The sequence below is a fragment of the Sphingomicrobium arenosum genome, from assembly GCF_026157085.1.
Classification (GTDB): Bacteria; Pseudomonadota; Alphaproteobacteria; order Sphingomonadales; family Sphingomonadaceae; genus Sphingomicrobium; species Sphingomicrobium arenosum.
On the sequence record NZ_JANPVN010000001.1, the window covers coordinates 1,293,511 to 1,318,867 of the forward strand.

A 25,357-nucleotide genomic window follows, 5' to 3' on the forward strand; every position below is an offset into this window, starting at 1 on the left:
TCATGAGCGATCCCCTGCCACCATCCGTCGAAGCCCCGCTGCGGGCATTAGGCGACAGGCTTTTCAACAATCTCACTGTCGCCGAGACGCTGCCACCTGCGCTTTCGGCGCTTGACCGGATTCCCCCCGGCGAGTTTGTCCGCCTCGCGCCTCACATCATCGACGCCGCCCGCCTGTTCCACCGCTGGAAGCGCGCGAACTGGTTCGGCAAGCCCTATCGCATTGCGACACGCCACAAGGAACAGATCATGGAGGCACCCGGCCTCGCGACACCGTTCCTGCTGCATCGCGACGGACGTTTGCGCGAAATCGCCCTTCAACGACTGGTCGACGGTCTTCCCAGCCCCTTCGTCGTTACGCTACTGGCTTATCGGCTTAACGACTGGGTGCCGGAAGTGCGGCGGGCGGCCCGTGATGCCGCTTGTCGCGTATTGCCAAGGACCGATGCGACAGCGATCGCCATTGCTGCCGAGACTTTGCTGCTGCGCTTCCACGCCTGGTCGCGATGGCGTTCCGAACGTGGACCTCTTGACGCCGCGTTGGGCCGCGAGGATGTCATGGCCGCATTGGCACAGCGGCTCGAGCGAGCGACCACTGGCCCTGCCGCACGGCTGTTGTCGAACAGCTTGCGCTACCCGGCCATCGACTGTCAGCTTGAGCGCCTAGCATCAGATGCAAAGACGCCCGCCCTTCGCGCGCTCGCCTTGCGCACCATGCTTGCCGGCGAGGCAAGGTGGCCGGTCGGATGGGCATATGAATGGGCAGGCGTCTCGATGCGTGAACAGCGCCGCGTGCGACGCTTCGAAGCACGACCGCTCACGATTGCCATTGACGCCGGGCCGCTCGTTCACGCCGCTGCGAGCGATCGTTCCGTGCTGCTGCGACGCGAAGCGCTGGATGCCGTGATCCGATATCAGGTCGATGCCGCTACGGGGCTCGCCATCGCCGCACGGCTTGCTAACGATCCCAGCCCGTCGGTCCGCGAACGCGCCGCCTTCATCGCCCGACGCCATCAAAGCGGTTAACGCCAATTCGTAGACGCCCCAGGAGAGGAGCCGAGATCACAAAAGAAAGGGGCGGCTCCCGAAGGAACCGCCCCAAACTTTGCAACAATGCTGCTAGAGCTTAGAGCTCGTTGGCAACGTCGTTGAAGGTCGAGCCGAGCTCGTTACCGATCGAGGTCATCGCGGCAATCGCGGCGACGGCGATGAGAGCGGCGATCAGGCCGTATTCAATCGCGGTGGCACCCTTGTCGTTCTTCAGCATCGAGAAAATCTTGGTCATGACTGGTCTCCAGTTAGTTCCACAAATTCGCGGGGGACATCCCCCAGTGTCCGCCGACCTCGGGACAAAATCCCGTGTCCGGTACAGTCGGAATAGCGCCAAAGGGGTTGAGAAAGACTTAAGGTCCCCGGTATTTTCTTGTTAACCATTCAATCGGGTTTTCGGCGGAAAACCGAGATAAAAGTCTAAATCCGGTCCAAAAAGTCCTCTATTTCCCGTGCGATATCGCGCAAGATGCCGCGATCCTCTCGCCAATTGTCGGGGTCGGGAAGGCGCGGTCGCTCGGGCGCTCGGCGGGGGCGGAAGTCGCGCGGCAGCCGCGGCCCCTGCGTGCCGTCGACCTGAATCGCGCGGCGCATGAAGTCCTTGAAGATCGCGGCGGGTACCGTACCGCCCGACACATTGCCGAGGCTGCGATCATCGTCATGCCCGACCCACACGCCGACCACGAGATTGCCGGCGAAGCCGATGAAGATGGCATCGCGATTGTCCTGCGTCGTGCCGGTCTTGCCGAAGGTCGGCACATTGGACAGCGCCGCGCGCCGACCCGTCCCTTGGTTCGCCGCCGCATAGAGAAGGTCGAGCATCGGCTCCCATTCCTGCCTTGGGTCGAGCCGGGCGGCCGAACGGATGATGCTCGAATTGCGGCTCGGGCTTTCCGCCGCCAGTCCCGACACCTCGATCGGATAGGTGCCACTGGCGATCGCCGCATAGGCCGCCGTCATCTCGATCAGCGGCACGCCGCCCGTGCCCAGCGCATAGCTCGGCCCCTCGGGGATGTCGGCGGTGATGCCGAGCTCGCGCGCGGTGCGCACGATCGGTTCGCGCCCCACCTGCTGCGCCAAGCGCACCGTCGCCGCATTGGACGAGCGCGAAAACGCCTCGCGCAGGGTGATGCGCCCGCGATAACGACCATCGCTGTTCTGCGGGCTCCAGCCGTCGACCGTAATGGGCACATCCTCGATCAGGTCGTCGGGATCCCAGCCGGCCCGAAAGGCGGCAAGATAGACGGCGAGCTTGAAGGCACTGCCCGGCTGGCGCCTGGCCTGCGTCGCGCGATTGAACGGGCTCTTCTTGTAGCTGCGCCCGCCGATCAGCGCGACCACCTCGCCTGTCGGGCGCATCGCCACGAAGCCGACCTGCCGATCGCCCAAATTGGCGTTGATCGTCGCCTGCACCGCGATCCGCTGGAGGTCGGCATCGAGCGTGGTCGGCACGCTCGTCACGCCATAGCCCGCCTCCATGCTGCGCCGCGCGCGGGGCGCCACCCAATCGGCGAAATAGGTACCGGTCGGAAGCCGCGCCCGGCGTCCTCGCAATTGGGCCGACGCCGTGGCGCTCGCCTCCGCCTGCGTGATCGCGCCCATGTCCGCCATTTCCTGCAGCACGATGCGGCTGCGCTCCTGCGCCCCCTTGAGGTCGCGCGTCGGGGCAAGCCGCGAGGGCGCCTTGACCATCCCCGCCAGCATCGCCGCCTCGGCCACGCTCAATTCCTCGGGCGCGCGGTCGAAATAATGCCGCGCCGCGCTGCGCAAGCCATAGACGCCGTCGCCGAAATAGATGCTCGACAGATAGCGCGACAGGATGTCGTCCTTGGTCAGCCAGGCCTCGAGCCACAAGGAGATGATCGCCTCGCGCGCCTTGCGCGTCATCGTCCGTTCGCCATCGAGGAAAGCGGTCTTGGCCAGCTGCTGGGTGATGGTCGATCCGCCCTGCCGCACCCCGCCCGCCTGCGCATTGGCGATGGCGGCGCGCGCCACGCCGCGCGGATCGACACCCCAGTGCGAATAAAAGCGCCGGTCCTCGATGGCGATGAAGGCGTTGGTGACATGCGCGGGCAACAAGGTGACATCGACCGGCTCGTCCTTGATCGCCCCGCGCCGCGCGATCGCTTCGCCATCGGCGGAGACGAACAGCATCGCGGGCTCCTCGAGGGGCTCGAGGCTGCGTCCCAGCGGCGCGGTGATGACCAACCAGACGACGAGCGCGACGAACAGCGCCGACAGCGCTGTCAGCGCCCAGCGCCACCACCGGCGGCGCGGCCGGCGCGGCGGGGCGACCGGCGGCAGGTCGCCAGCGTCTCCACCCGGCATCGCGACAGGATCGAAAGGCCCTTGGTCGCGTTCGGCCATCAATACACCAACCTTGTCTGGATCATTCCACTGTCTTATAGATATATGACACCCATGTCCATGCCAGCATCCGCTTGCTGAACCGTGGGTGAAACCTTCATAGGAGCCCCGATGATCCGCCGCGCCCGTCCTTTCCTCCTCGCCGCGCTCGCGCTGGCCGCCGCCGCCTGCGGGCGCGCGAGCGACGACGAGGTGCGGGTCATGGTCATCGACGAGGAGGTCGCCCAGCGCATGCTCGATGCCGCGCTGGCGCAGGGGCTGGTGCGCTTCGATGCGGCGGGCGAGATCGAACAGGGGCTCGCGGCCAGCTGGCACGTCTCCGATGACGCGCGCAGCTATATCTTCCGCCTTGCCGATGCCGAATGGCGCGACGGCGAACCGGTTGCCGCGCCCGATGTCGTCCGCCTCCTGTCCGAACGGATCGCCGATCCGCGCTGGGCCGACGAATTCGGCGCCGTGGCCGACGTGCGTGCGATGACCGACCGGGTCATCGAGATTCGACTCACCGCCCCGCAGCAGCATTTTCTCCAACTCCTCGCCCGTCCCGAGCTCGCCATCGGCACCCAGCGCGCGGGCACCGGCCCCTTCACGCCGCTGCCCTCCGACGGGACCGCGGGCGCGCGCATCGGCCGCCTCGTCGAGACGCCGCGCGGCGACCTCGTCGAGGAACGCGTGCTGCTGCAGACCCGCGCCCCGCAAGTCGCCGTCAAGGCCTTTGGCGAGGGCGAGGCCGATCTCGTCACTGGCGGCACCTTCGCCACCCTGCCCTATGCCCAAGACGCCACCGGCCCCTTCGCCGCGCCGCGCTTCGACCCCGTCGCCGGCCTGTTCGGCCTCGCCCCGCTCGAGGCCGAGGGCGCCTTCGCCACCCCCGAGATCCGCCGCGCGCTATCGGCGGCGATCGACCGCGACGCGCTGGTGGCTGCGCTTGGCGTGCGCAGCCTCCTGCCCCGTGCCACCGTCCTCCAGGCCGGGCTCGACATGCAGGTGCGCCCTCGTCCGCCCGCCTTCGTCGACATGCCATTGGATGAGCGCCGCGCGCTGGTCCGCGACCGGCTTGACGATGCCGGGCTGGTGGGCGCGGAGATTGCCGTCGAACTGCCGTCGGGGCCCGGCGCCGACATCCTATTCACCCGCCTCGTCGCCGATTGGGGGGCGGTAGGGCTCGTCCCGGTCCGCGCCGCCGCCGGCACCAGTGCCGATTTCGCGCTGATCGACGAGGTCGCGCCGGCGGCCAGCACCAGCTGGTTCCTGCGTCGCTTCACCTGCGCGCGCGCGATCGCCTGCGATCCCGCCGTCGATACCCTGCTTGACGAAGCACGAACCAGCACCGCTACCGCCCGCCGCAACGAACTGCTGCGCGAGGCATCGGCCCGGATCGAGGAACAGCAGCTGTTCATCCCGCTTGCCGCGCCGGTGCGTTGGTCGCTTGTCGCCCCCGACCTCACCGGCTTTGCCGAAAACCGCTTCGCCCGCCATTTCGTCGGCGGCCTGCGCGAGAAAAGGAGACGGCGATGAAGAACGATCTCTACGACCGGGCCCGCCTGTCGAAGGAGCCCCATGCCGTGCGCGCCCGCGTCGAGCGGCTGGAGCACCTCCTCGAGCGCCTGTTCACCGTGCCCGGCATCGACAAGCCCATCGGCCTCGATGCCCTCCTCACCTTCATCCCCGGGGTCGGCACGATCTCGGGCGCCGCGCTGGGGAGCTATCTCGTGTGGGAGGCGCGCAACCTCGGCCTGTCGAAATGGCAGATGGCGCGCATGAACCTGAACACCCTCCTCGACATGGGCCTCGGCGCCATTCCGGTTATCGGCGTGATCCCCGATTTCTTCTTCCGGTCGAACAGCCGCAACCTGCGGATCATCCGCCACCACCTCGACAAGCATCACCCGGCGCAACCCGACATCGGTTGAGCGTTACGGCTCCGTAACTCAAGGAACTTGGCCTCTATACAGGGTTTGATCGAGCAAGAGTTCGATTGAAAAAGGCCAAGATTATGAAGACGCTAGCCCTTTCGCTGGCGACCGCGGCGCTCGCCCTGACGAGCCCGGCCCCAGCCAGCATGACCATCAACAGCAGCGCGACTGGCGCATCCAGCACCGCCAGCGCGACCGGTACCTTTGCCGCCTTTGCCACCGATGCCGCCAGCCCCGAGCGCACGTACACCTACAACGGCGTCACCTATGAATATTCGACCGCCGACATCACGCTCAGCGGCGACATCGCGGGCGGTACCAACACGCTCGAAGGCTATGCCGCGCGTGCCGAGGCCGCCAAGCGGGCCGTGCAGGCCTACGCCGATATGCAGGATCGCTTCGGGGTCGACCGGATTTCGCCCAACCGCTTCAAATGGGACGCCAAGGGCGCCTCGGGAACGCCCAGCGTCATCGTCTCGATCGAGCGCCAACTCGCCTTCTTTTATCTCGGCGACACGCTAGTCGGCGCCGCCGCGGTCACCACCGCGCGCGACAACAAGCTGACCCCGCAGGGCATCTTCCCCGTCTGGCTCAAGAAGCAGATGCATTATTCGAAAGCCTATGAGAACACGCCGATGCCTTATACCCAGTTCATCGACGAACATGGCATCGCGCTCCATGCGGGGCCCAACCCCGGCTATCCGGCAAGTGCCGGCTGCGTACGCCTGCCCAAGGCTTTCGCAGAGAAACTGTTTGCCAAGACCGACATCGGGACCACAGTCTATATCGGTGCCTGATCGATCATTTTTCTTGATTCTCCCCGCGCTCGCCCTGGCCGCCTGTTCCGGCCCGGACGAGCGCAGTCGCGAGGCCTATGACATGGTCGTCGAGGGTCGCGCGGGCGATCAGACGACCGGGATGACGATCAACGCGCAGGGTCTCGCCATGCTCGATGAAGCGCCCGCTTCCGCCTACGTCCGCAGTTCATCGGGCAAGGGGGTCGAGCCGATCGCGGCCTCCGCACCCCTCGTCCCGACCGACCTCGCGCCCTATTTCGCCGCGCTGGTGCGCTACGAGCCTCCGCCCCCGCCGCCACCTTCCGAAACGCCGCCGACCCTCGCGCCGCCGCCCACGCTCTTACCTCCGCGCCTCTGGTTCGGTCGCCTCGAAATCGCCAGTGGTTGCCTCGAGCTCGACATTGAAGGCCGCGAGCGGCGCGCTTTCATGATCCCCGCCGACGCCATCCTGTTCCGCGACGACGAGGGCTATCTCACGCTCGGCAATCCCGACAATCCCGCCAACCACAACATTCGGGTGGGCGAGCCAGGCTATTGGTTCGGTGAGGGCGTGACCCTCGACGGCGAGGAGGTTCCCACCCCCTTGCGCGAGCAATGCGGTGCGACCCGCGCCACCATGGCCCCGATCCGCAGCGCCGCCGCAGCTGCTGCTGCTGCCGACGAAGCCGCCGCCATTCGCTTGTCGAAGGACTATGGCGTCCCCATCGCGGCGGCCGAGCGTTATGTCGCGCGCTGCCGCCTCGGCCTTTCCGTGGGCCCCGAGGACATGACCATTCGCATGATCGAGACACCGTGCGGCCAGACCCCGCCGCCACCCGCGCGCAGCGCCGCCGACTGCCCCGCAGGCAGCCGTCCGGTTGCCAATGCCTGTCGCACCCCCGAGGGCTATCTGCGCCCGCTACCGCAGGGCCTCGACACTGCCGACTAGCGCATCACCGGCTTGCCGACATCGCCCTTGCCCACGCTGTCCGCCGACATCTCCAGCATCCGGTCGAGGGGCTTTCGCGCCGCATCCATCAGTTCGGCCGACAATTCGATCCGCGGCTCCATGTCGCGCAGCGCCACATAGAGCTTCTCCAGCGTGTTGAGCGCCATATAGGGGCACATATTGCAATTGCAGTTGCCGTCGCCCCCGGGCACGCCGATGAACTCGGTCTCGGGCCGCGCCTTCTTCATCTGGTGGATGATATGCGGCTCGGTCGCGACCAGCACGACGTCGGCCTCGGTCTCGGCACAGAATTTGAGGATCGAGCTGGTCGAGCCGACATGGTCGGCGTGATCGACGATATGCGGCGGGCATTCGGGATGCGCCGCCACCGGCGCGCCGGGATGCTCGGCCTTCAATTTGAGCAGCTCGGTCTCCGAAAAGGCCTGGTGGACGATGCAGATGCCGGGCCACAGCAGCATGTCGCGCCCGCTCTTGCGCGCGAGATAGCCGCCGAGGTGCCGGTCGGGGGCAAAAATGATCTTCTGGTCCATCGGGATCTGGTCGAGGATCGCCTGCGCGCTCGACGAGGTCACGATGATATCCGACAGCGCTTTCACTTCCGCCGAGCAATTGATGTAGGTCAGCGCGATATGGTCGGGGTGCGCGTCGCGAAACGCCTTGAACTGGTCGGGCGGGCAGCTGTCCTCGAGGCTGCAGCCGGCGTCCATGTCGGGCAGGATCACCGTCTTTTCCGGCGACAGGATCTTGGCCGTCTCGGCCATGAAGCGCACCCCGCAGAAGGCGATGACGTCGGCATCGGTCTCGGCCGCCTTGCGCGACAGATCGAGGCTGTCGCCGACGAAATCGGCGAGGTCCTGGATCTCGGGCTTCTGGTAATAATGGGCGAGGATGACCGCGTTGCGCTCCTCCTTCAGCCGCTGGATTTCGGCGAGCAGGTCGGCACCGACCGGGGGACGCTGGGGCGCACTCATCATTCTTCTCCTTTGGCCGAGCGACGCGCGCGCGCCTCGGCAATGGCATCGTCATAGCTGGTAGAGATGTCCAGTTGCTCCGTCGAGGGGGCAGGATCGCTCTCGAAGCGCGCCACCACGGTCACGCCCTCGAGTCCCGCCGCGCGCAGCGGCAATTCGAAATTGCGCGCCACCGCCTCGCGCGCCGCCTCGCGCGCCAGCCGCATCGGCACCGCGCCGCCCGCCTGCTTGCGAAGGTCGCCCAACGCGGCGCGGCGATTGGCATTGTCGAGCAGTTCCTCGGCATCGGTCAGCGCACCGAGGAGCCCGTCCTCGCCATATTCGCGCGCGCCCTCGAGGTCGACCTCAGGCCCCGCGATCTCGATCTCGGGCAGCGTCACCGTCAGCCGGTTGTTCGCCGCATCCCACTCGAGGTCGTCCGCCTCCAGCTTGGCCATGTCCACTTCGTAGCGCGCCGTGCCGGGCAGGATCAGCGTGCGCTCGGCCCGCACCAGCCCCGCCAGCCGCCGCTGGCGCGAGGTCACCACCGACACGAAGCGCGCGGTGAAGGGCGTCAGCCGGTTTTGCGCCTGCATCGCCTCGAGGCTGGTCGCCACCACCGTTTCGGGATCGGGCCCCTTCTCGGCGCGGTCGAGCAACAGCGTCGCGAGAAAGAAGACGAGCAGCGCCACCCCCACCGCGAGGACAGCGAGAAGAATCGGCCTTACGAGGCCTGGTCCGGTTCGAGCAGTGTTTTCCATCGTCCCTCCACCTCTTCAACGCGCCCCGCGCGCGCAAGTTCGATGAGATGCGCGGTCACCGATCCGCCCGCCGCCGGCACCAACCGTTCGTCGAGCCCGGGGTAACAGGTGGCGACGATGTCATGGACGCTGTCGTCGCCCGCCGCGACCGCCTTCCAGATTTGTTTCTCGCGCGACAAACGGTGCCCGATGAGATGCCGGACCAACCGCTGCGGCCTGTCGATCTCGGGGCCGTGCGCGGGATAATAGACCTCATCCACTTCGCGCCCCCGCAGCTTGTCGAGGCTGCGCAGATACGCCCCCATGTCACCATCGGGCGGCACGATCACGCTGGTCGACCAGCCCATTACATGATCCCCTGTCATCAACGCGCCGCGATAGGCGAAACACAGGTGGTTCGACGTATGGCCGGGCGTTGCCACCGCGACCATGTCATGGCCGTCGACCGCCATGGCCTCGCCATCGCCCATGACGCGGTCGGGCGCATAATCCTCGTCGAAGCTCGCATCGGCGCGCGGGCCGTCATCGTCGAGCGCCAGCGGGGCGCAGCCGATGATCGGCGCGCCCGTCGCCGCCTTCAAGGCGCGACTGGCGGGCGAGTGATCGCGATGCGTATGCGTACAGGCAATCGCGACGAGCCGCCGCGAACCCACCGCCTCGACGATGGCCGAGACATGGGCATCGAGGTCGGGGCCGGGATCGACCACCACCACTTCCGCCTCGCCGCCGAGGAGATAGGTCTGCGTGCCGGTAAAGGTATAGGGCGAGGGATTGCGCGCCAGCAGCCGCCCGACACCGGGGCGAAGCTGTTCGAGACGGGCATAGGGAGCATCCACCTCATCGCTGTGCCACGCCCCGGCGCGGAGGCCAACCACCCGCACGCTATTTTGCCCGAAAGGAAAAGGGGCGACCCCGACCCGAAGGTCGGAATCGCCCCTGCTTACCGGAGCCCGTGGGGTTTAGGGACGGATCCTAGCGGTTCCGGCGAGCCTCCATCTCGGCAAGAGCCGACTGAAGACCCGCTTCTGCGCCCTTCAAGGCATTGGTGACTACCTCCGGATCGACAGACGACATCGAGGCTTCGACGATCGCCTCGATATCCATCGCCTGGATCGAGGCCTTGGCGGCGCGCAATCCCGCCTTCATCACTTCAGGATCCTGGCCGTGGCGGCGAAATTCATCGGCTTCCGCATCGATATCGGCGATGCCCTCGTCGAGATCGCGGATGGCTTCGGCAAGGTCGCGGCGCATCTCTTGCATGTCGATCTCGACTTCGGCCATCTCCTGGCGCATCTCGATGCGGACTTCCTCGCGCTCCTGGCGCACCTCGACGATCGCCTCGCGAATTTCCTCGATGGCCTCGTCGAACTCGGCGCGCTCTTGCGCGGTCATCTCGCTATAATTCTTGTCGCCGTTGATCGAGATACCATAAGCGTGCGGATGCGCGGCGGCGGCGGCGGACGATACCGCGACCGGCGCAACCGGCGCGATGGGCGCCACCGGCGCGGGCGGGGCGATGCCGAGACCACCGACCGCGACCGGCGCGACCGGCGCGCCAGCCGCCATCGGCACGCCAGCAGGAAGCGGGGCAGGCGGCGCGGCGACATCGATCACGCTAACGGCGCGGCTCGCGGTGGCAGGCAGGATTACCGCCGCCAGCACGGCCATAATCAGCATCCCAGAGGGGCGGTGCGCGACATTCTTCATCATCTTCAATCTCCGTTTCAGACAGGTGTCGCGGGCATTGGCGAAGAGCAGCTTCTGGGGCGCCGCCGACTTGGCGATGGCCCTTCCGTAATCGGCCGCTGCCGAGGGACCGCGCCGCGCCAGGACACGGGCGTCGCACGCCGCTTCCTGGTCGAAATGGAAGGCCGCATAGGCCCGCCACGCGATCGGGTTGAACCAATGGAGAGAGAGGATGAAGAGACCGAACTGGCGTGCGAAAAGATCGCCCGAGCGGTGGTGTGAGAGTTCATGCTCGAGTGCGAGATCGAGCTCGGTGTCGGTGCAGCGATCGGCATAGCTTTGCGGCAGCGCGATCACGCGGTGGATCGTCCCGAAGGCCATCGGACCCGGAGCGGCGGGCGAGACCATGAGGTCGATACCGCCGACCCGTTCGACCTTGGTCGCAGGTCCGAGGATGGTGCGGCGGTGCTGGACGTAACGCCCTTGGTAGACCAGGAACGTCGCCACCGCGCCGATCGCCCAGAGGGTCAACAGCAACAGCGGCCAGTCCATGCTGGCAACGGCGGGCGCGAGCGCATCGGTGCCCTGCGCCTCCCCCTTCATCGCAGCGACGATATAGGCGTTGGCAAGCGCGCTTTCCTGTCCCCCGCTGACCGCACCGGCCGCGGCGGCGGGCAGGATGGTCGGCGCGGCCACCTCGCGTTCGACCACCGTCTCGAAGGTCGGCACGAAGAAGCGTGCGGCGGGTAACAGCCACAGGCCATAGGCCACCCGCGCGCCGAAGCGCTGTGCCACGGGGCCGCGGATCGCGAGCACGAGCAGCATCAGCGCGCTGGTCCAGACGAGCGTTTCGATCAGCCATTCGCTCATTTCTTGAGCTCCTTCAGCAGCGCTTCGATTTCGGCGATTTCGCTGTCGGTGATCGCCTCGTCCTCGGCGAGGCGCGCGATCATCGGGGTCAGCCGCCCGCCGAACAATCGATCGACGAGGCGTCGGCTTTCATTGCCGACATAGGAATCGCGTTCGATGGCGGGGCTGTAGAGATAGCGGCGGCCCTCCGCCTCATGCCGCACCGCACCCTTCTGGGTCAGGCGCGAGAGCATCGTCTTGACCGTCGGCAGGCTCCAGCCGCGGCTCTCGGGCACGCGCTCGGCGACCTCGGCGGCGCTGACCGCCTGCGGGGCCGCGCTCCACAGCGCTTCCATGATTTCCAGTTCGGCTTCACTGACGCGCTTGTCCAAGACTCGGCTCCTTGATCGATTACGCTCGTAGTCATTACGACTACATTCGTAACCGTCAACCCCCGAGCCACGGTTCGTCGACATATTTTCGACGAACGGCGGTTTTAGCGGCTGCGATAGCCCTCGCCAGCGGGTCCATCTTCATCGCCCGGGGCCTCGCCCTCGGTGTCGAGCGTCGCCAGTTCGGCCTCGACCTGCGCCAGCAACGCCACCCGCGACTCGGCGCTGAGGTCATCGGCGATGGTGATCTGCCGCTGTGCGCTCTCCAGCATGGTGCGATAGGTCTCGGGATCGGCATCGCTGGCGCACAGGATCACGCGGTTGACCCGACGCCCGCCGTTCGCGCCGTCCATCAGCACCTCGGCGACGAAGGCACGTGTCGGGCACTCGTCACCCGGTTCTGGGATGGCCGACGGCGCGGCGACCAGCCCCTCGCCCGCCAGCGTCACCTCTGTCTCTTCTTCGAGCACATTGCCCTCGGCATCCAGCTCGCGCCGGATCTCGCGCTTCACGATTGTCGGCGCGTCCGACGCCTCACTTTTATATTTTGGGGTCGGCGGCGGCGGGGGCGGTGCGGGCACATCCTGCAATGCAATCGCCAGCAACATGGTCGTGATCATTTGTTCGTCCCCTTCGCCTCGATGCGCCTGACGCGATCATGCGCCAGCGCCCTGAACCGCGCCTGAAAGGCCTAGGCGCCCTGCCCCTGTGCGCGTTCGCTCAGCACGTGGCTGGCACCCTCGCCATCGCGTGCGGCGCGGCGGTCGAGCGCTTCCGGATAGACCTCGCCGAACAGCATCCCGAAAGTGCGGTCCCAGCTATGGTTGCCGCGCACCAGTTTCTTGCCTTCCGCACCGATCGCCGCCGCGCCCTCGCGCCACACGCGCTGGATATTGGCGGCCATCGCGTCGCTGTCATCCACCGGCCCGAGGTAGCCCGTGCCGGCCGGCACCTGGCAGGGCATCGAGCCCGCCTCGACCCCGACCACCGGCAGTCCCGCGGCCTGCGCCTCGAGGATCGAATTGCCCGCCACTTCATAGGGCATGGCCGACACATAGATATCGGACGACGCATAGGCCCGCGCCAGCGCGGCGCGATCCTTCAGGTAACCCGGCATATGCACCGCCGCCTCGACCCCCGCCTCGAGCTGCTTCTGCCGCCATTTGCCATCGCCCAGCACCAGAAGGTGCGCGCCCATCTCTTCGGGCAGCTTGCGGAACGCGTCGAGCACGACCTGCACACGCTTCTCGCGGTCGAGCCGCCCGGCATAGACGAGCAGCGGCGCCTTGTCGGCAATGCCGAGGCTGGCACGAAAGTCGGGGTCGCGCTCTTCCTCGCGGAACTGGCTGAGGTCGAGCCCCTGCGGCAGCAGGAAGGGCTCGCGCACCCCCATGTCGCGAAACTGCTGGAGCGCGATCGGGTTGAGCGCATAGACCGCGTCGAACTTGGTATAGAGCTTCTTGGCATAGCGTCGCCCGAGGTTCGCCGCCATGCGCCCGATACGCTTGCCCGCCACCGTGTGCACCGCTTCGTAGAAGTGCGCTTCGGGAAAGTCGGTGCGATAGCCCGCCACCGTCGCCGTGCCCGGCGTCTCGTCGCGATATTTGAGCGCCGCCCATGGCAAATTGTACGGATCGATCGATTCGATCACGTCGGGACGAAAGCGATCGAGAATGCCCCGCACTGCCTTGTTCCGGAGCATCAGCCGGTAATTGGGCTGGTGCGGCAGCGTCGGGCTTTTCACATAGGCCGTGATCAGCCGCCCTTCCTCGACCACCTTGTCCTCGGGGCCGGGGATGATGAGCAGATGCTGCCAATCGAGCTTCTCGGCGATATAACGCCGCTTGTAGCGCAGGTAATTGCCCCCGCCGCCACCGGTCTCGGAATAGTTTTGCGTCAGGTCGCACAGCATCGGCGCGCGACCGGCGGGACGAGAAGATTGATCAAGCATGGCGCGCCCCTTGCACGTCAATAAGGGCAGAAAATCGGCAAAGCCGCGTTTATCGAGCCCGGCCCTGCCGTCGACTGTCGGAAAATTTTACGGACCAGCGCCACAACGCACGAAGCCTTTATCCATTTTTGCCGGTTTTAAGACATTATAGAAAACTGGCACGCGCCGTGCAAAGTATCGGGCGTCCACATTGGTTCCACAAACCAAAGCTAAAGGGACGGTGACAACGGGATCTGGTCCCCGGCGTCACCGTCCCTTTTCCTTTGGGGCCAATACCCCCGGCCTATGGGCGCGTCAGGCGCCGGCCTTGTCGCCGAGCATCTCTTTCAACTCGCCGCTCTCGTACATCTCCATCATGATGTCCGAACCACCGACGAACTCGCCGTCGATGTAGAGCTGCGGGATGGTCGGCCAGTCCGAATAGTCCTTGATGCCCTGCCGGATTTCCTGATCGGCGAGCACGTCGACCGTCTCGAACTCGGTGCCGAGATGATCGAGGATCGCCACCGCGCGGCTCGAAAAGCCGCATTGCGGGAAGAGCTTCGAGCCCTTCATGAAGAGGAGGACCGGATGGTCCTTCACCATCGCGTCGATGCGCGTCTTGATGTCGCTCATATTCTGTCTCCTACGAGCGGATATTGATCGAGGTCACGCTGGGCATTTGGTGGTGAGCTGCAGTGCATGCAACTCCCCGCCAATGCGTCCGCCCAGCGCGGCATAGACCTTCTGATGCTGCTTCACCCGGCTCATCCCGGCGAAACTCGCGCTGGTCACGACCGCGGCCCAATGATCGTTATCGCCCGCAAGGTCGGTCAGCTCGACGGTCGCATCAGGAATGGCGGCGATGATCGCCGCCTCGATGTCGGGCCCGGCCATCGGCATCAGCTGTTGCTTTCGATGAAGTGCCGGCGCGCCTCGACCTGCTTATGCTCGAGCGCGGCGCGGATATCGGCCTCGCTGACATCGCAGCCTGCGTTGGTAAGGTCGCCCAAGAGCTTGCGGATGACATCCTCGTCGCCCGCTTCCTCGAAATCGGCGCGCACGACTTCCTTGGCGTAATTCTCGGCCTCGACCTCGCTCAGCCCCATCTTCTCGGCTGCCCAGGCACCGAGCAGCCGGTTGCGCCGCGCGGCGACCTTGAACTGCATTTCCTGGTCGCGCGCGAACTTGTTCTCGAACGCCTTCTCGCGATCCTCGAAATTGCCCATATCCTGTTTCCCTTGATCTTGACGGTTCCCCGCCGAGATAGGGGCGCACGGGCGCGGGCGCAATGCGGCTGATGCGATGGAGGGCTCGCCTAGAAGGAAGCCGCCTCGTCGGCGAGCGCGGTCGCGGTGGCTTCCGCTACCTGCTCCACCAGCTGCGGCTCGCCGTCGAGACCATAGACATCGTGGCTGAACGCCAGCGCGCCGTCGATCGCCTCGGCGGTCAGGTAGGTGACGAACACCGCCACCCCTTCGGGCAGCTGATGGTGATATTCGGTGCCGCCGATGTCGGGCACGCCCTGCCCCTTGTAAAGCCAGCCCGCGAAGCGCTCGGCATCCTCGAGACGGATGCACCCGTTCGACAGCGCGCGCATGTCGCGGCCGAAATATTCACGCATCGGCGTGTCGTGCAGGTAGATGCCCGTCGCATTGGGGAAGTTGAACTTGAAATCGCCCATCGAATTGGTCGGCCCCGGGCGCTGGCGCACCTTGAGGTTGCCGGGCCGCAAAGCGGTCGACCAGTCGACGGTCTTGGGATCGACCACATTGGCATCCAGCGCCCAGCGATCGACGATCTCATAGCCACGCGGGCGCATATAGCTCTCGCCCATCCGCTTGATATTGGGTCCCACAGTCTTGCGCACGAGATTGTCGGGCACGTGCCAATATGGATTATGCGTCGCGTAGTGAATCGTCGAGACGATGAGCGGGGTGCGGCTGTCGACCGGGCCGACCATCTCATTCTTGCCGACGACAACCTTCATGCTGTCGACCGGCTGGCCATTGTCGTACATCCACAGCCGCTGGCTGGCGACATCGACCAGCACGAAGCGGTTGCGCTTGGGCAACGCACGCACGCGCGCCATCGTCGCTTTCAGGGCATGCGCGCTTTCGACCGGCAGCCCGCGGCCATAGGCCTTGGCGCTGGCGCGCAGTTGCTCGTAGACGACGTTCATCGCCGTATTCTGGCGCACGAGGGTCGACAGCGACCGTGCCTGCGTGAGGAGCGTCACATGGTCGGCGCGCGAAAAGCGCATCGGCTTCTGATAGGGGTCGCCATATTCGACGCCGAGGACCGGCGCCTGAAGAATGGTGACATAATCGAGATAGGCGCGATCGAGCAGCTGCGAGAGTTGCTTCGCCGCCGCCACGTCGCCGCCAGCCGCCCGGGCCCGCAGCGCCTCGGCCTGCGCGGCCACGGTGGGCCCCTCGTTATAGCCTTCGAAATCGGCAAAACGCAGCAGGTCGATCAGCCGGTCGGCGCCCGCGACCTGATCGGCATCGCCAGACCAGCGCACGGCCTCGTCGGGCGACTGCTGCGCGGTGGTCGCTGCGCGCATCCGTTCGGAGGGCAGCTCCTGCGCCGCAGCAGCGACCGGCGCTGCACTGCACAAGATGGTGGCAAGCGTGAGAAGGTGGGTTTTGCGCATGTCGATCATCTTTCGTTACGCTCATTATGGTACAGCAAAAATTGCTCGTGCCTTAAGGGTTTATCGCCCCATCGCAGCACAAGCTCGCTTCCCCGTAAAGCTGTGTCTCCATCGCCACATTATCATGCCCCGGCGGGGATTTTGGGGAACGGCACACAGTCTCATCGGTTCCTGAACTGTGATTTCCTCTTACGGAAATAAAGGGACAAGATGAAGAAAATGCTATTGGCGGCGCTTGCTGCGACCGCCCTCTCGACGCCTGCCATGGCACGCGACGGGCAGGGATATTTCGGGATCGAAGGTGGTGTGCTTTTTCCGCAAGAGCAGGATGGCTTACTGTTCGCGGACTTCGACGATACCGACCTGACCGACATCAGCGTGGGCAGCCCCTATGCGCTTGATTACGACATGGGCTACGATCTTGATGTCGTGCTCGGCTACGACTTCGGCATGTTTCGCCTCGAGGTCGAGGGCGGCTACAAGCACGCCCAGATCGACAATCTCTCGGGCTTCGACAGCTTCGTCAGCACCTACAACACGCAGGTAAACGACCCGCTCAACGACGAACCGGGCACCAATCTGACCGAGTCCGATTTCGACCTGTCCGACCGCGACATCAGCGTCTGGTCGGGAATGATCAACGGTCTCGTCGATTTTGGCGGTGACGACGGCATCGGTTTCTACGCCGGTGGCGGTGTCGGCTATGCCAGCGTCGACGTGCTCGACGAGGCCGAGGGCGTCTTCGCCTGGCAGCTGCTCGCCGGCGCGCGCATCCCGCTGTCGCCCTCGATCGATGCGGGCGTGAAGTATCGTTATTTCCAGACCGCCGACATCGGGGTCGCCGACGATGATTTCGTTAGCACCCCAGACGGCATCGTCTTCACAGACTTCGAAGACAATTTCTCCTCGCACAGCGTACTGGCGAGCCTGATTGTCAACTTCGGTGGCGCCTCGGCCCCGCCGCCGCCGCCGCCGCCGCCGGCTCCACCCGCGCCGCCGCCCCCGCCGCCCGCCGCGACCGTCACCTGTCCCAACGGCACGGTGATCCTCGCGACCGAGAGCTGCCCCTCGCCGCCCCCGCCGCCCCCACCACCGCCGCCCGCGCCCGAACCCGAACGCGGCTGAGCGACGGCGCCGGATCACGGAACCCAGAAGAGGAGGGTCGGTCTCCGGACCGGCCCTTTTATTGTCCGATGAAATAGAGCGCGAAGAACAGCGCCGCGCTCGCGGCCGCAAACAAGGCCCGCTTCAGTGCTGCCCGCATCGCTTCGCGGCGAGCGCGCCGCCGAGCCGTCGCCGCCCGGTCGAGATAGGCCAGCGTGAACAGCGAGAAGAGCACCCCCAGCACCAGCATCCACCAGTCCGGCTCACCGCTGTTCTTCGAAACGAACAGTGCGCCGACCAGCGCGAGCGGCACCGCCCAGCAGCCGATCGGCATGATCGGTAGGTCGGAGGGCGCGGGCCGGGCCATCAGTCCATCGTCACCACGAGCTTGCCGGTGACCTTGCGCGTCGCCAGCGCGGCGATCGCCTCCCCGCCCTTCTCGAGCGGATAGGTGCCGGTCACCTTGGGCGCGATCTTGCCCTCGCCGAGCAGCGCGAACAGCTCCCTCACCTGGCCTGCATAGGCCTTGGGATCGCGCATCGCGAAAGCGCCCCAGAACACCCCGCTGACCTCGGCCTCCTTGAGGAGCGCGAGGTTGAGCGGCAGCTTGGGAATGCCTGCCGGGAAGCCCACCACCAGATAGCGCCCTTGCCAGCCGAGGCTGCGCAGCGCGGGTTCGGCATAATCGCCGCCGACGGGGTCGAGGATGATGTCGAACCCCTCGCCGCTGGCCGCCGCCTTGAACTGGCCCGCCAGCGCCTTGGAGCCGTGCTTGTCGAGGGCGCCGCGCGGGTAGATGACGCAATCATCCGCTCCCGCTTCGCCCGCAACCCTTGCCTTGTCGGCGCTCGACACGGCGGCGACGACGCGCGCGCCATAGGCCTGGGCAAGTTCGATCGCGGCGAGGCCCACGCCACCTGCCGCGCCCAGCACGAGCACCTCCTGCCCCACCGCGATGCGCCCGCGATCCTTCAGGGCGTGGATCGCCGTCGCATAGGTCAGGAGAAGCGAAGCGCCCATGCTAAAACTCACGCCCTCGGGCAGCGGGATCGCCGCCTTGGCGTTGACCACCAGCCGTTCCGACAGGCCGCCGAAGCCCGGCACCGCGATCACGCGGTCGCCGACCGACAGGCCCGTCACGCCATCGCCCAGCTTGTCGACGACCCCCGACACCTCGCCGCCCGGCGCGAAGGGGCGCGGCGGTTTCATCTGGTAGAGGTCCTGGATGATGAGCAGGTCGGGATAGTTGATCGCCGCCGCCTTGACCGCGATCCGCACCTCGCCTGGGCCAGGTTCCGGCGCCTCGACCTCGTCGAGCGTCAACGTCTCGGGCCCACCGGCCTCATGGCTACGTAGCGCTCGCATCCTTATCTCCTCAATCCAGCCCACGCGCGCGGGCATCCTCGACCACCTGCGCGGCCGTCATTCCATCGAAGGTGCGCCGCTTGAACGCGTCTACGTCGCGCTCGCGATTGGAGCGCGCGCCCACCGTGTTGATCGCGCGGTCGAAGATCAGTCGGTCATCGAGCGGCAATTGCGCTCGCGCCGCCGAGGCCGAGGCCACGAAGGCCGCCTCGCTCGACCCGTCGATGGCCACCGGCTCGGGCTCCTCGCACCCGGCCAACGCCAGTGCGAGGAGCCCGCCAAGATAGCCAAGCCTCAAAGCGCGACCTCGTAAGCCGCCGTCGTCTTGGCCGCGATCTCGTCCACGGTCACGTCGGGTGCCAGCTCGATCAGCTCGAACTTGCTGTCATGATCCTTGCGCCGGAACACGCCCAGATCGGTGATGATCATGTCGACGACATTCTGCCCCGTGAGTGGCAGGTCGCAAGCGGGCTTGAACTTCGCATCGCCGTTCTTCGAGACATGCTCCATCACGACGATAATCTTCTTGACGCCCGCGACGAGGTCCATCGCCCCGCCCATGCCCTTGATCATCTTGCCGGGGATCATCCAGTTGGCGATGTCGCCCTTCTCGCTGACTTCCATCGCGCCCAGCACGGTCAGGTCGATATGCCCGCCGCGGATCATCGCGAAGCTCTGCGCGCTGTCGAAATAGCTCGACTGCGCCAGCTCACTGATCGTCTGCTTCCCCGCGTTGATGAGATCGGCGTCGACCTCGTCGGGATAGGGGAAAGGCCCGATGCCGAGCATCCCGTTCTCCGACTGCAGCGTCACCGTCTTCCCCTCGGGGATATAGTTGGCGACCAGCGTCGGGATGCCGATGCCGAGATTGACGAAATAGCCGTCTTCCAATTCCTGCGCGGCCCGCGCCGCCATCTGATTGCGATCCCAGGGCATTTAACGCTCCCCTTGTTGCTGAGTGGCGTCGTCCTCAAGCGAGGCGACGAGTTCGTCGGGCAGTCCGTGCTTGTGACCGCTCTGCATGCTCAATTGCTGGATCACCCAATGGCTTCCATCGGGACTGATCAGCTGGAAATGCGACAGGATGCGCCGCGGGGTCATGGCGCCCTCGATCGCGGTCACCGACCCGACCCAGACCGAGGCGACATTGCCATGACGCTCGATCTTCATCGGCGACAGCCGTGTCTCGTTCAGTCGCAGATAATTCAGATAGCCATGACCCTCGTCGAGCTGGTCGACCTTATAGGCGAAGCTGCCATTATATTCGAACGACAAGAGCCGCGCCGACGGCGTGAACAGGCGGCGCAAGGCGCTCTTGTCGAACAGACCTTGCGGCTCCGCCTTCACCACCTCGAAAAATCGCTCGACCACCCCTTCCACCTCACGGCGCTCGACGCAGATTCGAAAGGCCTCGTCACTTGCAGGGTCATCGGGCACGCCCTCGATCGCCCAGCATTCGGCCAGGTCGATCGGCTGCGCGGCCGACAGCATGATGGCGGCGAGAAAGCTCACGCTTCCTCCCGCTCGCGCGTGGTCACGAATTCGATCTTCTTGTCATAAGGCGCGCCATTGACGAGCCGATTTACATAGACGGCGGGCAAATGGATGCAGTCGGGATCGAGGCTGCCGACCGGCACGATCTCCTCGACCTCGGCGACGCAGATCTTGCCGCAGGTCGCGGCGGGCAGGTTGAAGTTGCGCGCCGTCTTGCGGAACATGAGATTGCCCGCTTCGTCCGCTTTCCAGCCCTTGACGATCGACAGGTCGGCGAAAATGCCGCGCTCGAGGATATAGTCCTGACCGTCGAAAATCTTCACTTCCTTGCCCTCGGCCACCACCGTGCCGACGCCGGTCTTGGTATAGAAGCCCGGGATGCCCGCACCGCCCGCGCGCATGCGCTCGGCCAGCGTGCCCTGCGGACAGAACTCCACTTCCAGCTCGCCCGCCAGATATTGTCGCTCGAATTCCTTATTCTCGCCGACATAGGACGAGATCATCTTCTTCACCTGCCGCGTGCGCAGCAGCTTGCCGATTCCCTCATTGTCGATTCCCGCATTGTTGGAGGCGAAGGTGAGATCCTTCACCCCGGCATCGCGGATGGCATCCAACAGCCGCTCGGGGATGCCGCACAGGCCAAAACCGCCCGCCGCGATCAGCATGCCGTCCTGCAAAAGCCCGTCGAGCGCGTCCGCCGCGCTGTCGTAGATCTTCTTCATACACTCTCCTGTCGTGCCTTCGACCTAAGCCCTTCGCTGCGACGCCGCAACCGGCTTCGCCGATGATGCAGGGGCAAGCTTGACAACATAATCGTTCGTTATGTAATACCAACAAATCGCTTTCAGTTGAAACGAATCACACGAATGTACAATCGCATTGCCCTCCTGCGCACCGAACGCGGTGAATCGCGCCGTGATCTGGCGGAGGCAGTGGGGGTGAATCCGCAGACGATCGGCTTCCTCGAGCGCGGCGATTACAAGCCCAGTCTCGAACTGGCCCTGAAGCTCGCCGAGCATTTCGCCGTGCCCGTCGAGGCGATCTTCTCGCTCGCCCCCTTCCCCTCGGTCAGCGAAATGCTCGCCGCCAACGCCTTTCGGAAAGACGCCGACTGATGTCCCGCGCTCCCAATATGATCCGCCCCTCGCGCGCTCGCTGGCTGCTGCTCTTCAGCCTCCTCGCCTATCCGCTCGGCTGCCTGCTCCACCTTGGCGTCGACGGCGCGCCGCTGTCGGTGCTCGGCCTCATTCTCATCATCCTCTCGATCCTCGCGCTCGTCCCCATTGCGCGCAGTCGCCTCCAGTCGATCGTCATGCGCGGCCGCCGCCAGCTTGACGAATTCGAAGTCGCGCAGCGCCTGCGCGCCCTGTCGAGCGCCTATTTTCTCCTCGCCGCCATCATCGTCCTCGCTCTCGCTTATGCCCGCCACGCCGACCAGTTCGGCCTGTGGGTGCCGCGCGGCGAGGATGAATGGACCGCGCTCTTCTACGGCGCGGTGCTCTACGCCTTCTTCCTGCCCACCACGCTCCTCGCTTTCTCGCAGCGCGACCCGCTGGGCGATGAGGGGGACGAGCGCGCCTGACCCGATGCCCCACCCCCAACCTTCCTGACCCTTTGGAGTAGCTATGTCCGTTCTATCAATGCACGGCGTGACCAAGCGCTTTGGCGACATCACCGCCGTCGACGCGCTCGACATGCATGTTGAACCCGGCGAAATCTTCGGCTTCCTCGGCGGCAATGGTGCCGGCAAGACCACCAGCCTGCGCATGATCCTCGACATCATCCGCCCCACCGAGGGCCGGATCGAGGTGCTGGGCGCCGCGCCCGGACAGGAACGCGCCGACCGCATCGGCTTCCTGCCCGAGGAACGCGGCCTCTACCCCAACATGAAGGCGATCGAGACCATCGTCTATTTCGGCGAACTGAAGGGCATGAGCCCCAAGGCTGCGCGGACCGAAGGCATGGCACTGCTCGAGCGCTTCGACCTTGCCGACCGCGCCGCCAGCCCCATCTCCGACATGTCCAAGGGCATGGCGCAGAAGGTCCAGCTCGCCACCGCGCTCGTCAACAGCCCCGAACTGCTCATCCTCGATGAACCCTTTTCGGGCCTCGACCCCGTCAACCAGCAGCTGCTCGAAGGCGAGATCCAGCGCGCGGCGCAGCGCGGCGCGGCGGTCGTCTTCTCGACCCACATCATGCAGCATGCCGAACGGCTGTGCGACCGCCTCCTCATCCTCAGGAAAGGCGTGAAGAAATTCGAAGGCGACCTCGCCGCCGCGCAAGGGCTCGTACCCCCCACGGTGCGCCTCACCACCAGCGCCGATCTCAGCGCCCATGCCGGTATCGCCGCCCTGCGCCGCCAGGACAGCGACGGCGACTGGACCCATTATGAAATCGACCTCGCCGACGGACTCGAACCGGCCATGCTGCTCGAACAGTTCACCCGCGACGGCGTACCGCTGCGCCGTTTCGAAGCGCGCCACGCCGCGCTCCACGATATTTTCGTCCACCTCGTCGGCTCCGCGCCCGATGCCCTGCCGCAGGGAGAAGCCCAGTGAACAAGATCTTCCTCGTCGCCCGCCGCGAATTTCGCCACATCGCCTCGATGCGCAGCTTCTGGGTGTCGATGCTCATCCTGCCCGCCGCGCTCGCGCTGGCGCCGCTGTTCCAGAAATTCCTGACCGATGACGACCCCAACCGCATCGCGCTCGTCGACCGTGACGCCAGCAATGCGGGCGAGGCCATCGCCCAGCGGATCGAAGGCGAAAACGCCCTCGACGAACTCGTCGCTCTGTCACGCTACGTGCGTCGCTACGAACTCGAGGCCGCCGATCCGGGCGCGCCTTGGGCGGTTCACGACCGCGCGCTAACCCCAGCCGACGTCGCCGCTTATCGCGCCGCCGGCGGGCTCGACCCCGCGCTCGAGAAGATCGACGCCATCCGATCCGATGACGTCCGCGACTTCGAGGCCCCCAGCGCCGATTACGAACTGGTCGAGGTGCCCGGCACCATCGCCGACCTCGACGCCGCCGCCATCGAGGAACAGCGCGACACGCTGTTCGAAGGCGAAGGCGACAAGGCGCTCGACGAACTCATCCTCATCGAGACCAGCCCCGAGGGCATGCCGCTGGTGCAGGTCTTCTCGAAGGACCGCCCGCGCTCGGCGCTGCTCAATATCATCCGCGAGGAGAGCGCCCGCGCCATGCGCACCGCCGCGCTCGAGGCGCGCGGTGTCGCGCCTGCCGACAGCGCCGCTATCGAAGGCCTCGTCCCGCCGATAATGATCTCCACGCCCGCCCCCGGCGGCGGTGCGCGCGAGAGCCATGTGATCCGCTCGATCCTGCCCTTGGCGCTCGCCTACATGCTCCTCATGAGCCTGCTGCTTTCGGGCAATTGGGCGGTGCAGGGCGCGGTCGAGGAACGCGGCTCCAAGCTGGTCGAGAGCGTCATCGCCTGCGTGCGCCCGCGCGACCTCATGCTCGGCAAGCTGCTCGGCACCGCCGCCATCGGCCTGTCGATGATCCTCGTCTGGGTCCTCTGCGCGGTCGCCGCCGCACTCTTCACCAAGGGCGTGGTGTCCGAATTCCTGCGCCCGGCATTGGACAGCATCTCCTCGCCCGGCATCATCATCGCGATCATCTATTTCTTCGTGATGGGCTACATCATGCTGGCGACGATCTTCCTCGCCATCGGCGTGTTGTCGGACAATATGAACGAGGCGCAGGGCTTCATCATGCCAATCATGATGATCATCCTCCTGCCGGTCATGTACCTCCTCCAGGCGATCGTGCAGGACGCGGTCGGCGTCGCTCTTCAGGTCATGACCTGGTTCCCGCCGATCACCCCCTTCGCCGTCCTCGCGCGATTGGGTGCCGGGATCGAGACGTGGGAGCTGATCGGCACCGCCATCCTGCTCGCCGCCTTCACCTGGCTCCTGCTCTGGCTCAACGGCCGCCTGTTCCAGGCGAGCCTCCTGAAAAGCGGCCAGAAGAGCGGGCTAGCCCAGCTCGTCGACCGCTTTCGGGTCGCCCGCGACTAGGCGTGATGTCCGCCGATAAAGAAGGCCCGCTCCGGCATCCCCGGGGCGGGCCTTTATCATGCAGCGATTCTTCCTCGAGCACCGTTCAGCGCACCGCCCGCCCGCTGCCCTCGGCGATCAGCACCTCGCCCGGATCGTCGCGCCACCACACCGCCGGCGGAACCGTGGGATTGGAAGGATAGCCTTCCGGTGCGGGATAGAGCGCCATGATACGTTCTTGCATCCCGCCCCCCGCAACCGTCACGCCGATCACCACCTCTCCGTCCCACTCGTCGGAAAGATAGACGGGTAGTTCCACCGGGCCGATCACCTGCCCGCGCTGCCAGCGCCCGTCGCGCCATTCCATGATCGTCAGCGCGCATCCCCCGGTGCCGCACAAGGAGGGGTCACGAACATAGACCAGCCTCTCGCTCGTCCCGTCGCCGTCGAGGTCGACGCTCGCCTCGAAGGCGCGGGCCTGGTCCGACAACGGCCCCTGCTCCGCCTCGATCTGTGCCACCAGCACCTCTACCGGTCCGAGCGACGCCCCCTCGCCCACGCCGACACCCATCCCAGCGCAGCCCGCGAGCCATCCCGCACCGCCGATCATCATTGCCCGTGTCATCCACCGCATCGGTCCTGCTCCTCCTCAACCCACGAAAAAGGGGCGCCGCTCGTTTGAGCGACGCCCCCCTTTTTATCGTCTCACCGCAATCAGCCGCGCAGCTTGGCGAGCACGCCCTGCAGCTGCATCGCGTTCGACATGTCGCCCTCGACCTTCAGCTTGCCGGTCATGAACGCCGTCATGCCGTCGAGTTGGCCATCGGCCATCGCCTGCCAATCGTCCCACGCCACCTTGATGGTGGTGTCGGCAGCGCCATCCTCTTCGGTCACCTTGTGATCGACGCCGTCGAGCATGATCACGCCCTTGTCGTCATAGTCGATCTTGACGCGCTTGCCTTCGACCCAGGCCTCGTTTTCCTGCATCTTGGCGGCGAGTTCGGCTTTTTCCATGGGACTTCAGCTCCTGACATTGCTGTTGATATTGTGAAAACAGACCTAGGGGCCCGTGCG

Annotated in this window: 31 protein-coding genes; 10 read left to right on the top strand and 21 right to left on the bottom strand. The window is 65.8% G+C overall.

Annotated elements, in window-relative coordinates; translation table 11 throughout:
- Positions 1 to 2: 2 nt before the first annotated feature.
- A complete protein-coding gene (locus tag NUW51_RS06485; protein WP_265563889.1) occupies positions 3 to 1,025 on the top strand; it encodes a hypothetical protein in 1,023 nt (340 codons plus the stop codon).
- A gap of 100 nt (positions 1,026 to 1,125) precedes the next feature.
- Here NUW51_RS06485 and NUW51_RS06490 read toward each other — a convergent pair whose 3' ends face one another.
- The gene (locus NUW51_RS06490; protein WP_265563891.1) at positions 1,126 to 1,284 is read right to left on the bottom strand and encodes a Flp family type IVb pilin; all 159 of its coding nucleotides are present in this window, start codon (positions 1,282 to 1,284) and stop codon (positions 1,126 to 1,128) included.
- A 185-nt stretch (positions 1,285 to 1,469) separates the two neighbouring features.
- Positions 1,470 to 3,416 (bottom strand): transglycosylase domain-containing protein, encoded by a 1,947-nt coding sequence (locus NUW51_RS06495; protein WP_265563892.1) that lies wholly within the window; start codon positions 3,414 to 3,416, stop codon positions 1,470 to 1,472.
- 111 nt (positions 3,417 to 3,527) lie between these two features.
- Here NUW51_RS06495 and NUW51_RS06500 point away from each other — a divergent pair, with 111 nt between their 5' ends.
- The 4 genes from NUW51_RS06500 (at position 3,528) to NUW51_RS06515 (ending at position 7,057) form a co-directional block, all read left to right on the top strand.
- Positions 3,528 to 4,934, top strand: coding sequence for an ABC transporter substrate-binding protein (locus NUW51_RS06500; RefSeq protein ID WP_265563893.1), 1,407 nt, complete (start codon positions 3,528 to 3,530; stop codon positions 4,932 to 4,934).
- Complete coding sequence (locus NUW51_RS06505) at positions 4,931 to 5,329, top strand: DUF4112 domain-containing protein (protein ID WP_265563895.1); 399 nt, start codon at positions 4,931 to 4,933, stop codon at positions 5,327 to 5,329. The genes NUW51_RS06500 and NUW51_RS06505 overlap by 4 nt, the downstream gene beginning before the upstream one ends.
- An 83-nt stretch (positions 5,330 to 5,412) precedes the next feature.
- Positions 5,413 to 6,129: a L,D-transpeptidase family protein gene (locus tag NUW51_RS06510; protein WP_265563897.1), complete on the top strand. Its 717-nt coding sequence runs from the start codon at positions 5,413 to 5,415 to the stop codon at positions 6,127 to 6,129.
- A 13-nt stretch (positions 6,130 to 6,142) separates the two neighbouring features.
- Positions 6,143 to 7,057 carry a hypothetical protein gene (locus NUW51_RS06515; RefSeq protein ID WP_265563899.1) on the top strand — a complete coding sequence of 305 codons (915 nt, stop codon included), beginning with the start codon at positions 6,143 to 6,145 and terminating at the stop codon, positions 7,055 to 7,057.
- Here the strand turns inward: NUW51_RS06515 and nadA are convergent.
- From nadA to NUW51_RS06570, 11 genes are all read right to left on the bottom strand, one after another.
- A complete protein-coding gene (gene nadA, locus NUW51_RS06520) occupies positions 7,054 to 8,049 on the bottom strand; it encodes a quinolinate synthase NadA (protein WP_265587944.1) in 996 nt (331 codons plus the stop codon). The genes NUW51_RS06515 and nadA overlap by 4 nt on opposite strands.
- Complete coding sequence (locus NUW51_RS06525) at positions 8,049 to 8,789, bottom strand: DUF4230 domain-containing protein (protein ID WP_265563901.1); 741 nt, start codon at positions 8,787 to 8,789, stop codon at positions 8,049 to 8,051. Before NUW51_RS06525 ends, nadA begins: the two co-directional genes overlap by 1 nt.
- Positions 8,753 to 9,664 (bottom strand): MBL fold metallo-hydrolase, encoded by a 912-nt coding sequence (locus NUW51_RS06530; protein ID WP_407696326.1) that lies wholly within the window; start codon positions 9,662 to 9,664, stop codon positions 8,753 to 8,755. The genes NUW51_RS06525 and NUW51_RS06530 overlap by 37 nt, the downstream gene beginning before the upstream one ends.
- A 97-nt stretch (positions 9,665 to 9,761) precedes the next feature.
- On the bottom strand, positions 9,762 to 11,345 hold the full coding sequence (locus tag NUW51_RS06535) for a M56 family metallopeptidase (protein WP_265563903.1): 1,584 nt from the start codon (positions 11,343 to 11,345) through the stop codon (positions 9,762 to 9,764).
- Entirely contained in the window at positions 11,342 to 11,716 is a 375-nt protein-coding gene (locus NUW51_RS06540) for a BlaI/MecI/CopY family transcriptional regulator (RefSeq protein ID WP_265563906.1), read from the bottom strand. Before NUW51_RS06540 ends, NUW51_RS06535 begins: the two co-directional genes overlap by 4 nt.
- 104 nt (positions 11,717 to 11,820) lie before the next feature.
- On the bottom strand, positions 11,821 to 12,336 hold the full coding sequence (locus NUW51_RS06545; RefSeq protein ID WP_265563908.1) for a hypothetical protein: 516 nt from the start codon (positions 12,334 to 12,336) through the stop codon (positions 11,821 to 11,823).
- A gap of 71 nt (positions 12,337 to 12,407) precedes the next feature.
- Positions 12,408 to 13,667, bottom strand: a complete 1,260-nt coding sequence (locus tag NUW51_RS06550) for a glycosyltransferase (protein ID WP_265563909.1) — start codon at positions 13,665 to 13,667, stop codon at positions 12,408 to 12,410.
- A gap of 294 nt (positions 13,668 to 13,961) precedes the next feature.
- Entirely contained in the window at positions 13,962 to 14,282 is a 321-nt protein-coding gene (grxD, locus tag NUW51_RS06555; RefSeq protein ID WP_265563911.1) for a Grx4 family monothiol glutaredoxin, read from the bottom strand.
- Between the two features lie 33 nt (positions 14,283 to 14,315).
- Positions 14,316 to 14,549, bottom strand: a complete 234-nt coding sequence (locus tag NUW51_RS06560) for a BolA/IbaG family iron-sulfur metabolism protein (protein WP_265563913.1) — start codon at positions 14,547 to 14,549, stop codon at positions 14,316 to 14,318.
- Positions 14,549 to 14,875 (bottom strand): DUF1476 domain-containing protein, encoded by a 327-nt coding sequence (locus NUW51_RS06565; protein ID WP_265563915.1) that lies wholly within the window; start codon positions 14,873 to 14,875, stop codon positions 14,549 to 14,551. Before NUW51_RS06565 ends, NUW51_RS06560 begins: the two co-directional genes overlap by 1 nt.
- Positions 14,876 to 14,964: 89 nt before the next feature.
- Entirely contained in the window at positions 14,965 to 16,302 is a 1,338-nt protein-coding gene (locus NUW51_RS06570; protein WP_265563917.1) for a L,D-transpeptidase family protein, read from the bottom strand.
- 210 nt (positions 16,303 to 16,512) lie between these two features.
- On the opposite strand from NUW51_RS06570, the gene NUW51_RS06575 reads away from it, so the two are divergent.
- Positions 16,513 to 17,427 (top strand): outer membrane protein, encoded by a 915-nt coding sequence (locus tag NUW51_RS06575; protein ID WP_265563919.1) that lies wholly within the window; start codon positions 16,513 to 16,515, stop codon positions 17,425 to 17,427.
- A gap of 58 nt (positions 17,428 to 17,485) precedes the next feature.
- On the opposite strand, the gene NUW51_RS06580 is transcribed toward NUW51_RS06575, so the two are convergent.
- The 6 genes from NUW51_RS06580 to NUW51_RS06605 are packed head-to-tail and all read right to left on the bottom strand — an operon-like array spanning position 17,486 to position 20,987.
- The gene (locus NUW51_RS06580; RefSeq protein ID WP_265563921.1) at positions 17,486 to 17,773 is read right to left on the bottom strand and encodes a hypothetical protein; all 288 of its coding nucleotides are present in this window, start codon (positions 17,771 to 17,773) and stop codon (positions 17,486 to 17,488) included.
- Positions 17,773 to 18,771: an NADPH:quinone oxidoreductase family protein gene (locus NUW51_RS06585; protein WP_265563922.1), complete on the bottom strand. Its 999-nt coding sequence runs from the start codon at positions 18,769 to 18,771 to the stop codon at positions 17,773 to 17,775. The genes NUW51_RS06580 and NUW51_RS06585 overlap by 1 nt, the downstream gene beginning before the upstream one ends.
- Positions 18,772 to 18,781: 10 nt before the next feature.
- On the bottom strand, positions 18,782 to 19,069 hold the full coding sequence (locus NUW51_RS06590) for a DUF6694 family lipoprotein (RefSeq protein WP_265563924.1): 288 nt from the start codon (positions 19,067 to 19,069) through the stop codon (positions 18,782 to 18,784).
- Positions 19,066 to 19,707 carry a 3-oxoacid CoA-transferase subunit B gene (locus NUW51_RS06595; RefSeq protein ID WP_265563925.1) on the bottom strand — a complete coding sequence of 214 codons (642 nt, stop codon included), beginning with the start codon at positions 19,705 to 19,707 and terminating at the stop codon, positions 19,066 to 19,068. The genes NUW51_RS06590 and NUW51_RS06595 overlap by 4 nt, the downstream gene beginning before the upstream one ends.
- Positions 19,708 to 20,283 (bottom strand): hypothetical protein, encoded by a 576-nt coding sequence (locus NUW51_RS06600; RefSeq protein ID WP_265563927.1) that lies wholly within the window; start codon positions 20,281 to 20,283, stop codon positions 19,708 to 19,710.
- Complete coding sequence (locus NUW51_RS06605) at positions 20,280 to 20,987, bottom strand: CoA transferase subunit A (protein WP_265563929.1); 708 nt, start codon at positions 20,985 to 20,987, stop codon at positions 20,280 to 20,282. Before NUW51_RS06605 ends, NUW51_RS06600 begins: the two co-directional genes overlap by 4 nt.
- A 144-nt stretch (positions 20,988 to 21,131) precedes the next feature.
- Between NUW51_RS06605 and NUW51_RS06610 the strand changes: the two genes are divergently transcribed.
- The 4 genes from NUW51_RS06610 to NUW51_RS06625 are packed head-to-tail and all read left to right on the top strand — an operon-like array spanning position 21,132 to position 24,304.
- A complete protein-coding gene (locus tag NUW51_RS06610) occupies positions 21,132 to 21,380 on the top strand; it encodes a helix-turn-helix transcriptional regulator (protein WP_265563931.1) in 249 nt (82 codons plus the stop codon).
- Positions 21,380 to 21,847 (top strand): hypothetical protein, encoded by a 468-nt coding sequence (locus tag NUW51_RS06615; RefSeq protein ID WP_265563933.1) that lies wholly within the window; start codon positions 21,380 to 21,382, stop codon positions 21,845 to 21,847. Before NUW51_RS06610 ends, NUW51_RS06615 begins: the two co-directional genes overlap by 1 nt.
- 43 nt (positions 21,848 to 21,890) lie before the next feature.
- Positions 21,891 to 22,823, top strand: coding sequence for an ABC transporter ATP-binding protein (locus tag NUW51_RS06620; protein ID WP_265563935.1), 933 nt, complete (start codon positions 21,891 to 21,893; stop codon positions 22,821 to 22,823).
- The gene (locus tag NUW51_RS06625) at positions 22,820 to 24,304 is read left to right on the top strand and encodes an ABC transporter permease (RefSeq protein WP_265563937.1); all 1,485 of its coding nucleotides are present in this window, start codon (positions 22,820 to 22,822) and stop codon (positions 24,302 to 24,304) included. Before NUW51_RS06620 ends, NUW51_RS06625 begins: the two co-directional genes overlap by 4 nt.
- A gap of 85 nt (positions 24,305 to 24,389) precedes the next feature.
- On the opposite strand, the gene NUW51_RS06630 is transcribed toward NUW51_RS06625, so the two are convergent.
- Entirely contained in the window at positions 24,390 to 24,917 is a 528-nt protein-coding gene (locus tag NUW51_RS06630; RefSeq protein ID WP_265563939.1) for a hypothetical protein, read from the bottom strand.
- 80 nt (positions 24,918 to 24,997) lie between these two features.
- Entirely contained in the window at positions 24,998 to 25,297 is a 300-nt protein-coding gene (locus NUW51_RS06635) for an SCP2 sterol-binding domain-containing protein (protein ID WP_265563941.1), read from the bottom strand.
- Positions 25,298 to 25,357 lie beyond the last annotated feature (60 nt).

Bases quoted from the DNA above. Each gene is read 5' to 3' on its own strand.
- NUW51_RS06585 (WP_265563922.1), bottom strand. From the start codon at position 18,771: ATGCGAGCGCTACGTAGCCATGAGGCCGGTGGGCCCGAGACGTTGACG.
- NUW51_RS06500 (WP_265563893.1), top strand. From the start codon at position 3,528: ATGATCCGCCGCGCCCGTCCTTTCCTCCTCGCCGCGCTCGCGCTGGCC.
- NUW51_RS06610 (WP_265563931.1), top strand. From the start codon at position 21,132: ATGTACAATCGCATTGCCCTCCTGCGCACCGAACGCGGTGAATCGCGC.
- NUW51_RS06575 (WP_265563919.1), top strand. From the start codon at position 16,513: ATGAAGAAAATGCTATTGGCGGCGCTTGCTGCGACCGCCCTCTCGACG.
- NUW51_RS06630 (WP_265563939.1), bottom strand. From the start codon at position 24,917: ATGCGGTGGATGACACGGGCAATGATGATCGGCGGTGCGGGATGGCTC.
- NUW51_RS06535 (WP_265563903.1), bottom strand. From the start codon at position 11,345: ATGAGCGAATGGCTGATCGAAACGCTCGTCTGGACCAGCGCGCTGATG.
- NUW51_RS06525 (WP_265563901.1), bottom strand. From the start codon at position 8,789: ATGGAAAACACTGCTCGAACCGGACCAGGCCTCGTAAGGCCGATTCTT.
- nadA (WP_265587944.1), bottom strand. From the start codon at position 8,049: ATGAGTGCGCCCCAGCGTCCCCCGGTCGGTGCCGACCTGCTCGCCGAA.
- NUW51_RS06510 (WP_265563897.1), top strand. From the start codon at position 5,413: ATGAAGACGCTAGCCCTTTCGCTGGCGACCGCGGCGCTCGCCCTGACG.
- NUW51_RS06615 (WP_265563933.1), top strand. From the start codon at position 21,380: ATGTCCCGCGCTCCCAATATGATCCGCCCCTCGCGCGCTCGCTGGCTG.
- NUW51_RS06635 (WP_265563941.1), bottom strand. From the start codon at position 25,297: ATGGAAAAAGCCGAACTCGCCGCCAAGATGCAGGAAAACGAGGCCTGG.
- grxD (WP_265563911.1), bottom strand. From the start codon at position 14,282: ATGAGCGACATCAAGACGCGCATCGACGCGATGGTGAAGGACCATCCG.
- NUW51_RS06495 (WP_265563892.1), bottom strand. From the start codon at position 3,416: ATGGCCGAACGCGACCAAGGGCCTTTCGATCCTGTCGCGATGCCGGGT.
- NUW51_RS06570 (WP_265563917.1), bottom strand. From the start codon at position 16,302: ATGCGCAAAACCCACCTTCTCACGCTTGCCACCATCTTGTGCAGTGCA.
- NUW51_RS06595 (WP_265563925.1), bottom strand. From the start codon at position 19,707: ATGCCCTGGGATCGCAATCAGATGGCGGCGCGGGCCGCGCAGGAATTG.
- NUW51_RS06505 (WP_265563895.1), top strand. From the start codon at position 4,931: ATGAAGAACGATCTCTACGACCGGGCCCGCCTGTCGAAGGAGCCCCAT.
- NUW51_RS06560 (WP_265563913.1), bottom strand. From the start codon at position 14,549: ATGCCGATGGCCGGGCCCGACATCGAGGCGGCGATCATCGCCGCCATT.
- NUW51_RS06565 (WP_265563915.1), bottom strand. From the start codon at position 14,875: ATGGGCAATTTCGAGGATCGCGAGAAGGCGTTCGAGAACAAGTTCGCG.
- NUW51_RS06580 (WP_265563921.1), bottom strand. From the start codon at position 17,773: ATGGCCCGGCCCGCGCCCTCCGACCTACCGATCATGCCGATCGGCTGC.
- NUW51_RS06490 (WP_265563891.1), bottom strand. From the start codon at position 1,284: ATGACCAAGATTTTCTCGATGCTGAAGAACGACAAGGGTGCCACCGCG.
- NUW51_RS06550 (WP_265563909.1), bottom strand. From the start codon at position 13,667: ATGCTTGATCAATCTTCTCGTCCCGCCGGTCGCGCGCCGATGCTGTGC.
- NUW51_RS06485 (WP_265563889.1), top strand. From the start codon at position 3: ATGAGCGATCCCCTGCCACCATCCGTCGAAGCCCCGCTGCGGGCATTA.
- NUW51_RS06620 (WP_265563935.1), top strand. From the start codon at position 21,891: ATGTCCGTTCTATCAATGCACGGCGTGACCAAGCGCTTTGGCGACATC.
- NUW51_RS06605 (WP_265563929.1), bottom strand. From the start codon at position 20,987: ATGAAGAAGATCTACGACAGCGCGGCGGACGCGCTCGACGGGCTTTTG.
- NUW51_RS06545 (WP_265563908.1), bottom strand. From the start codon at position 12,336: ATGATCACGACCATGTTGCTGGCGATTGCATTGCAGGATGTGCCCGCA.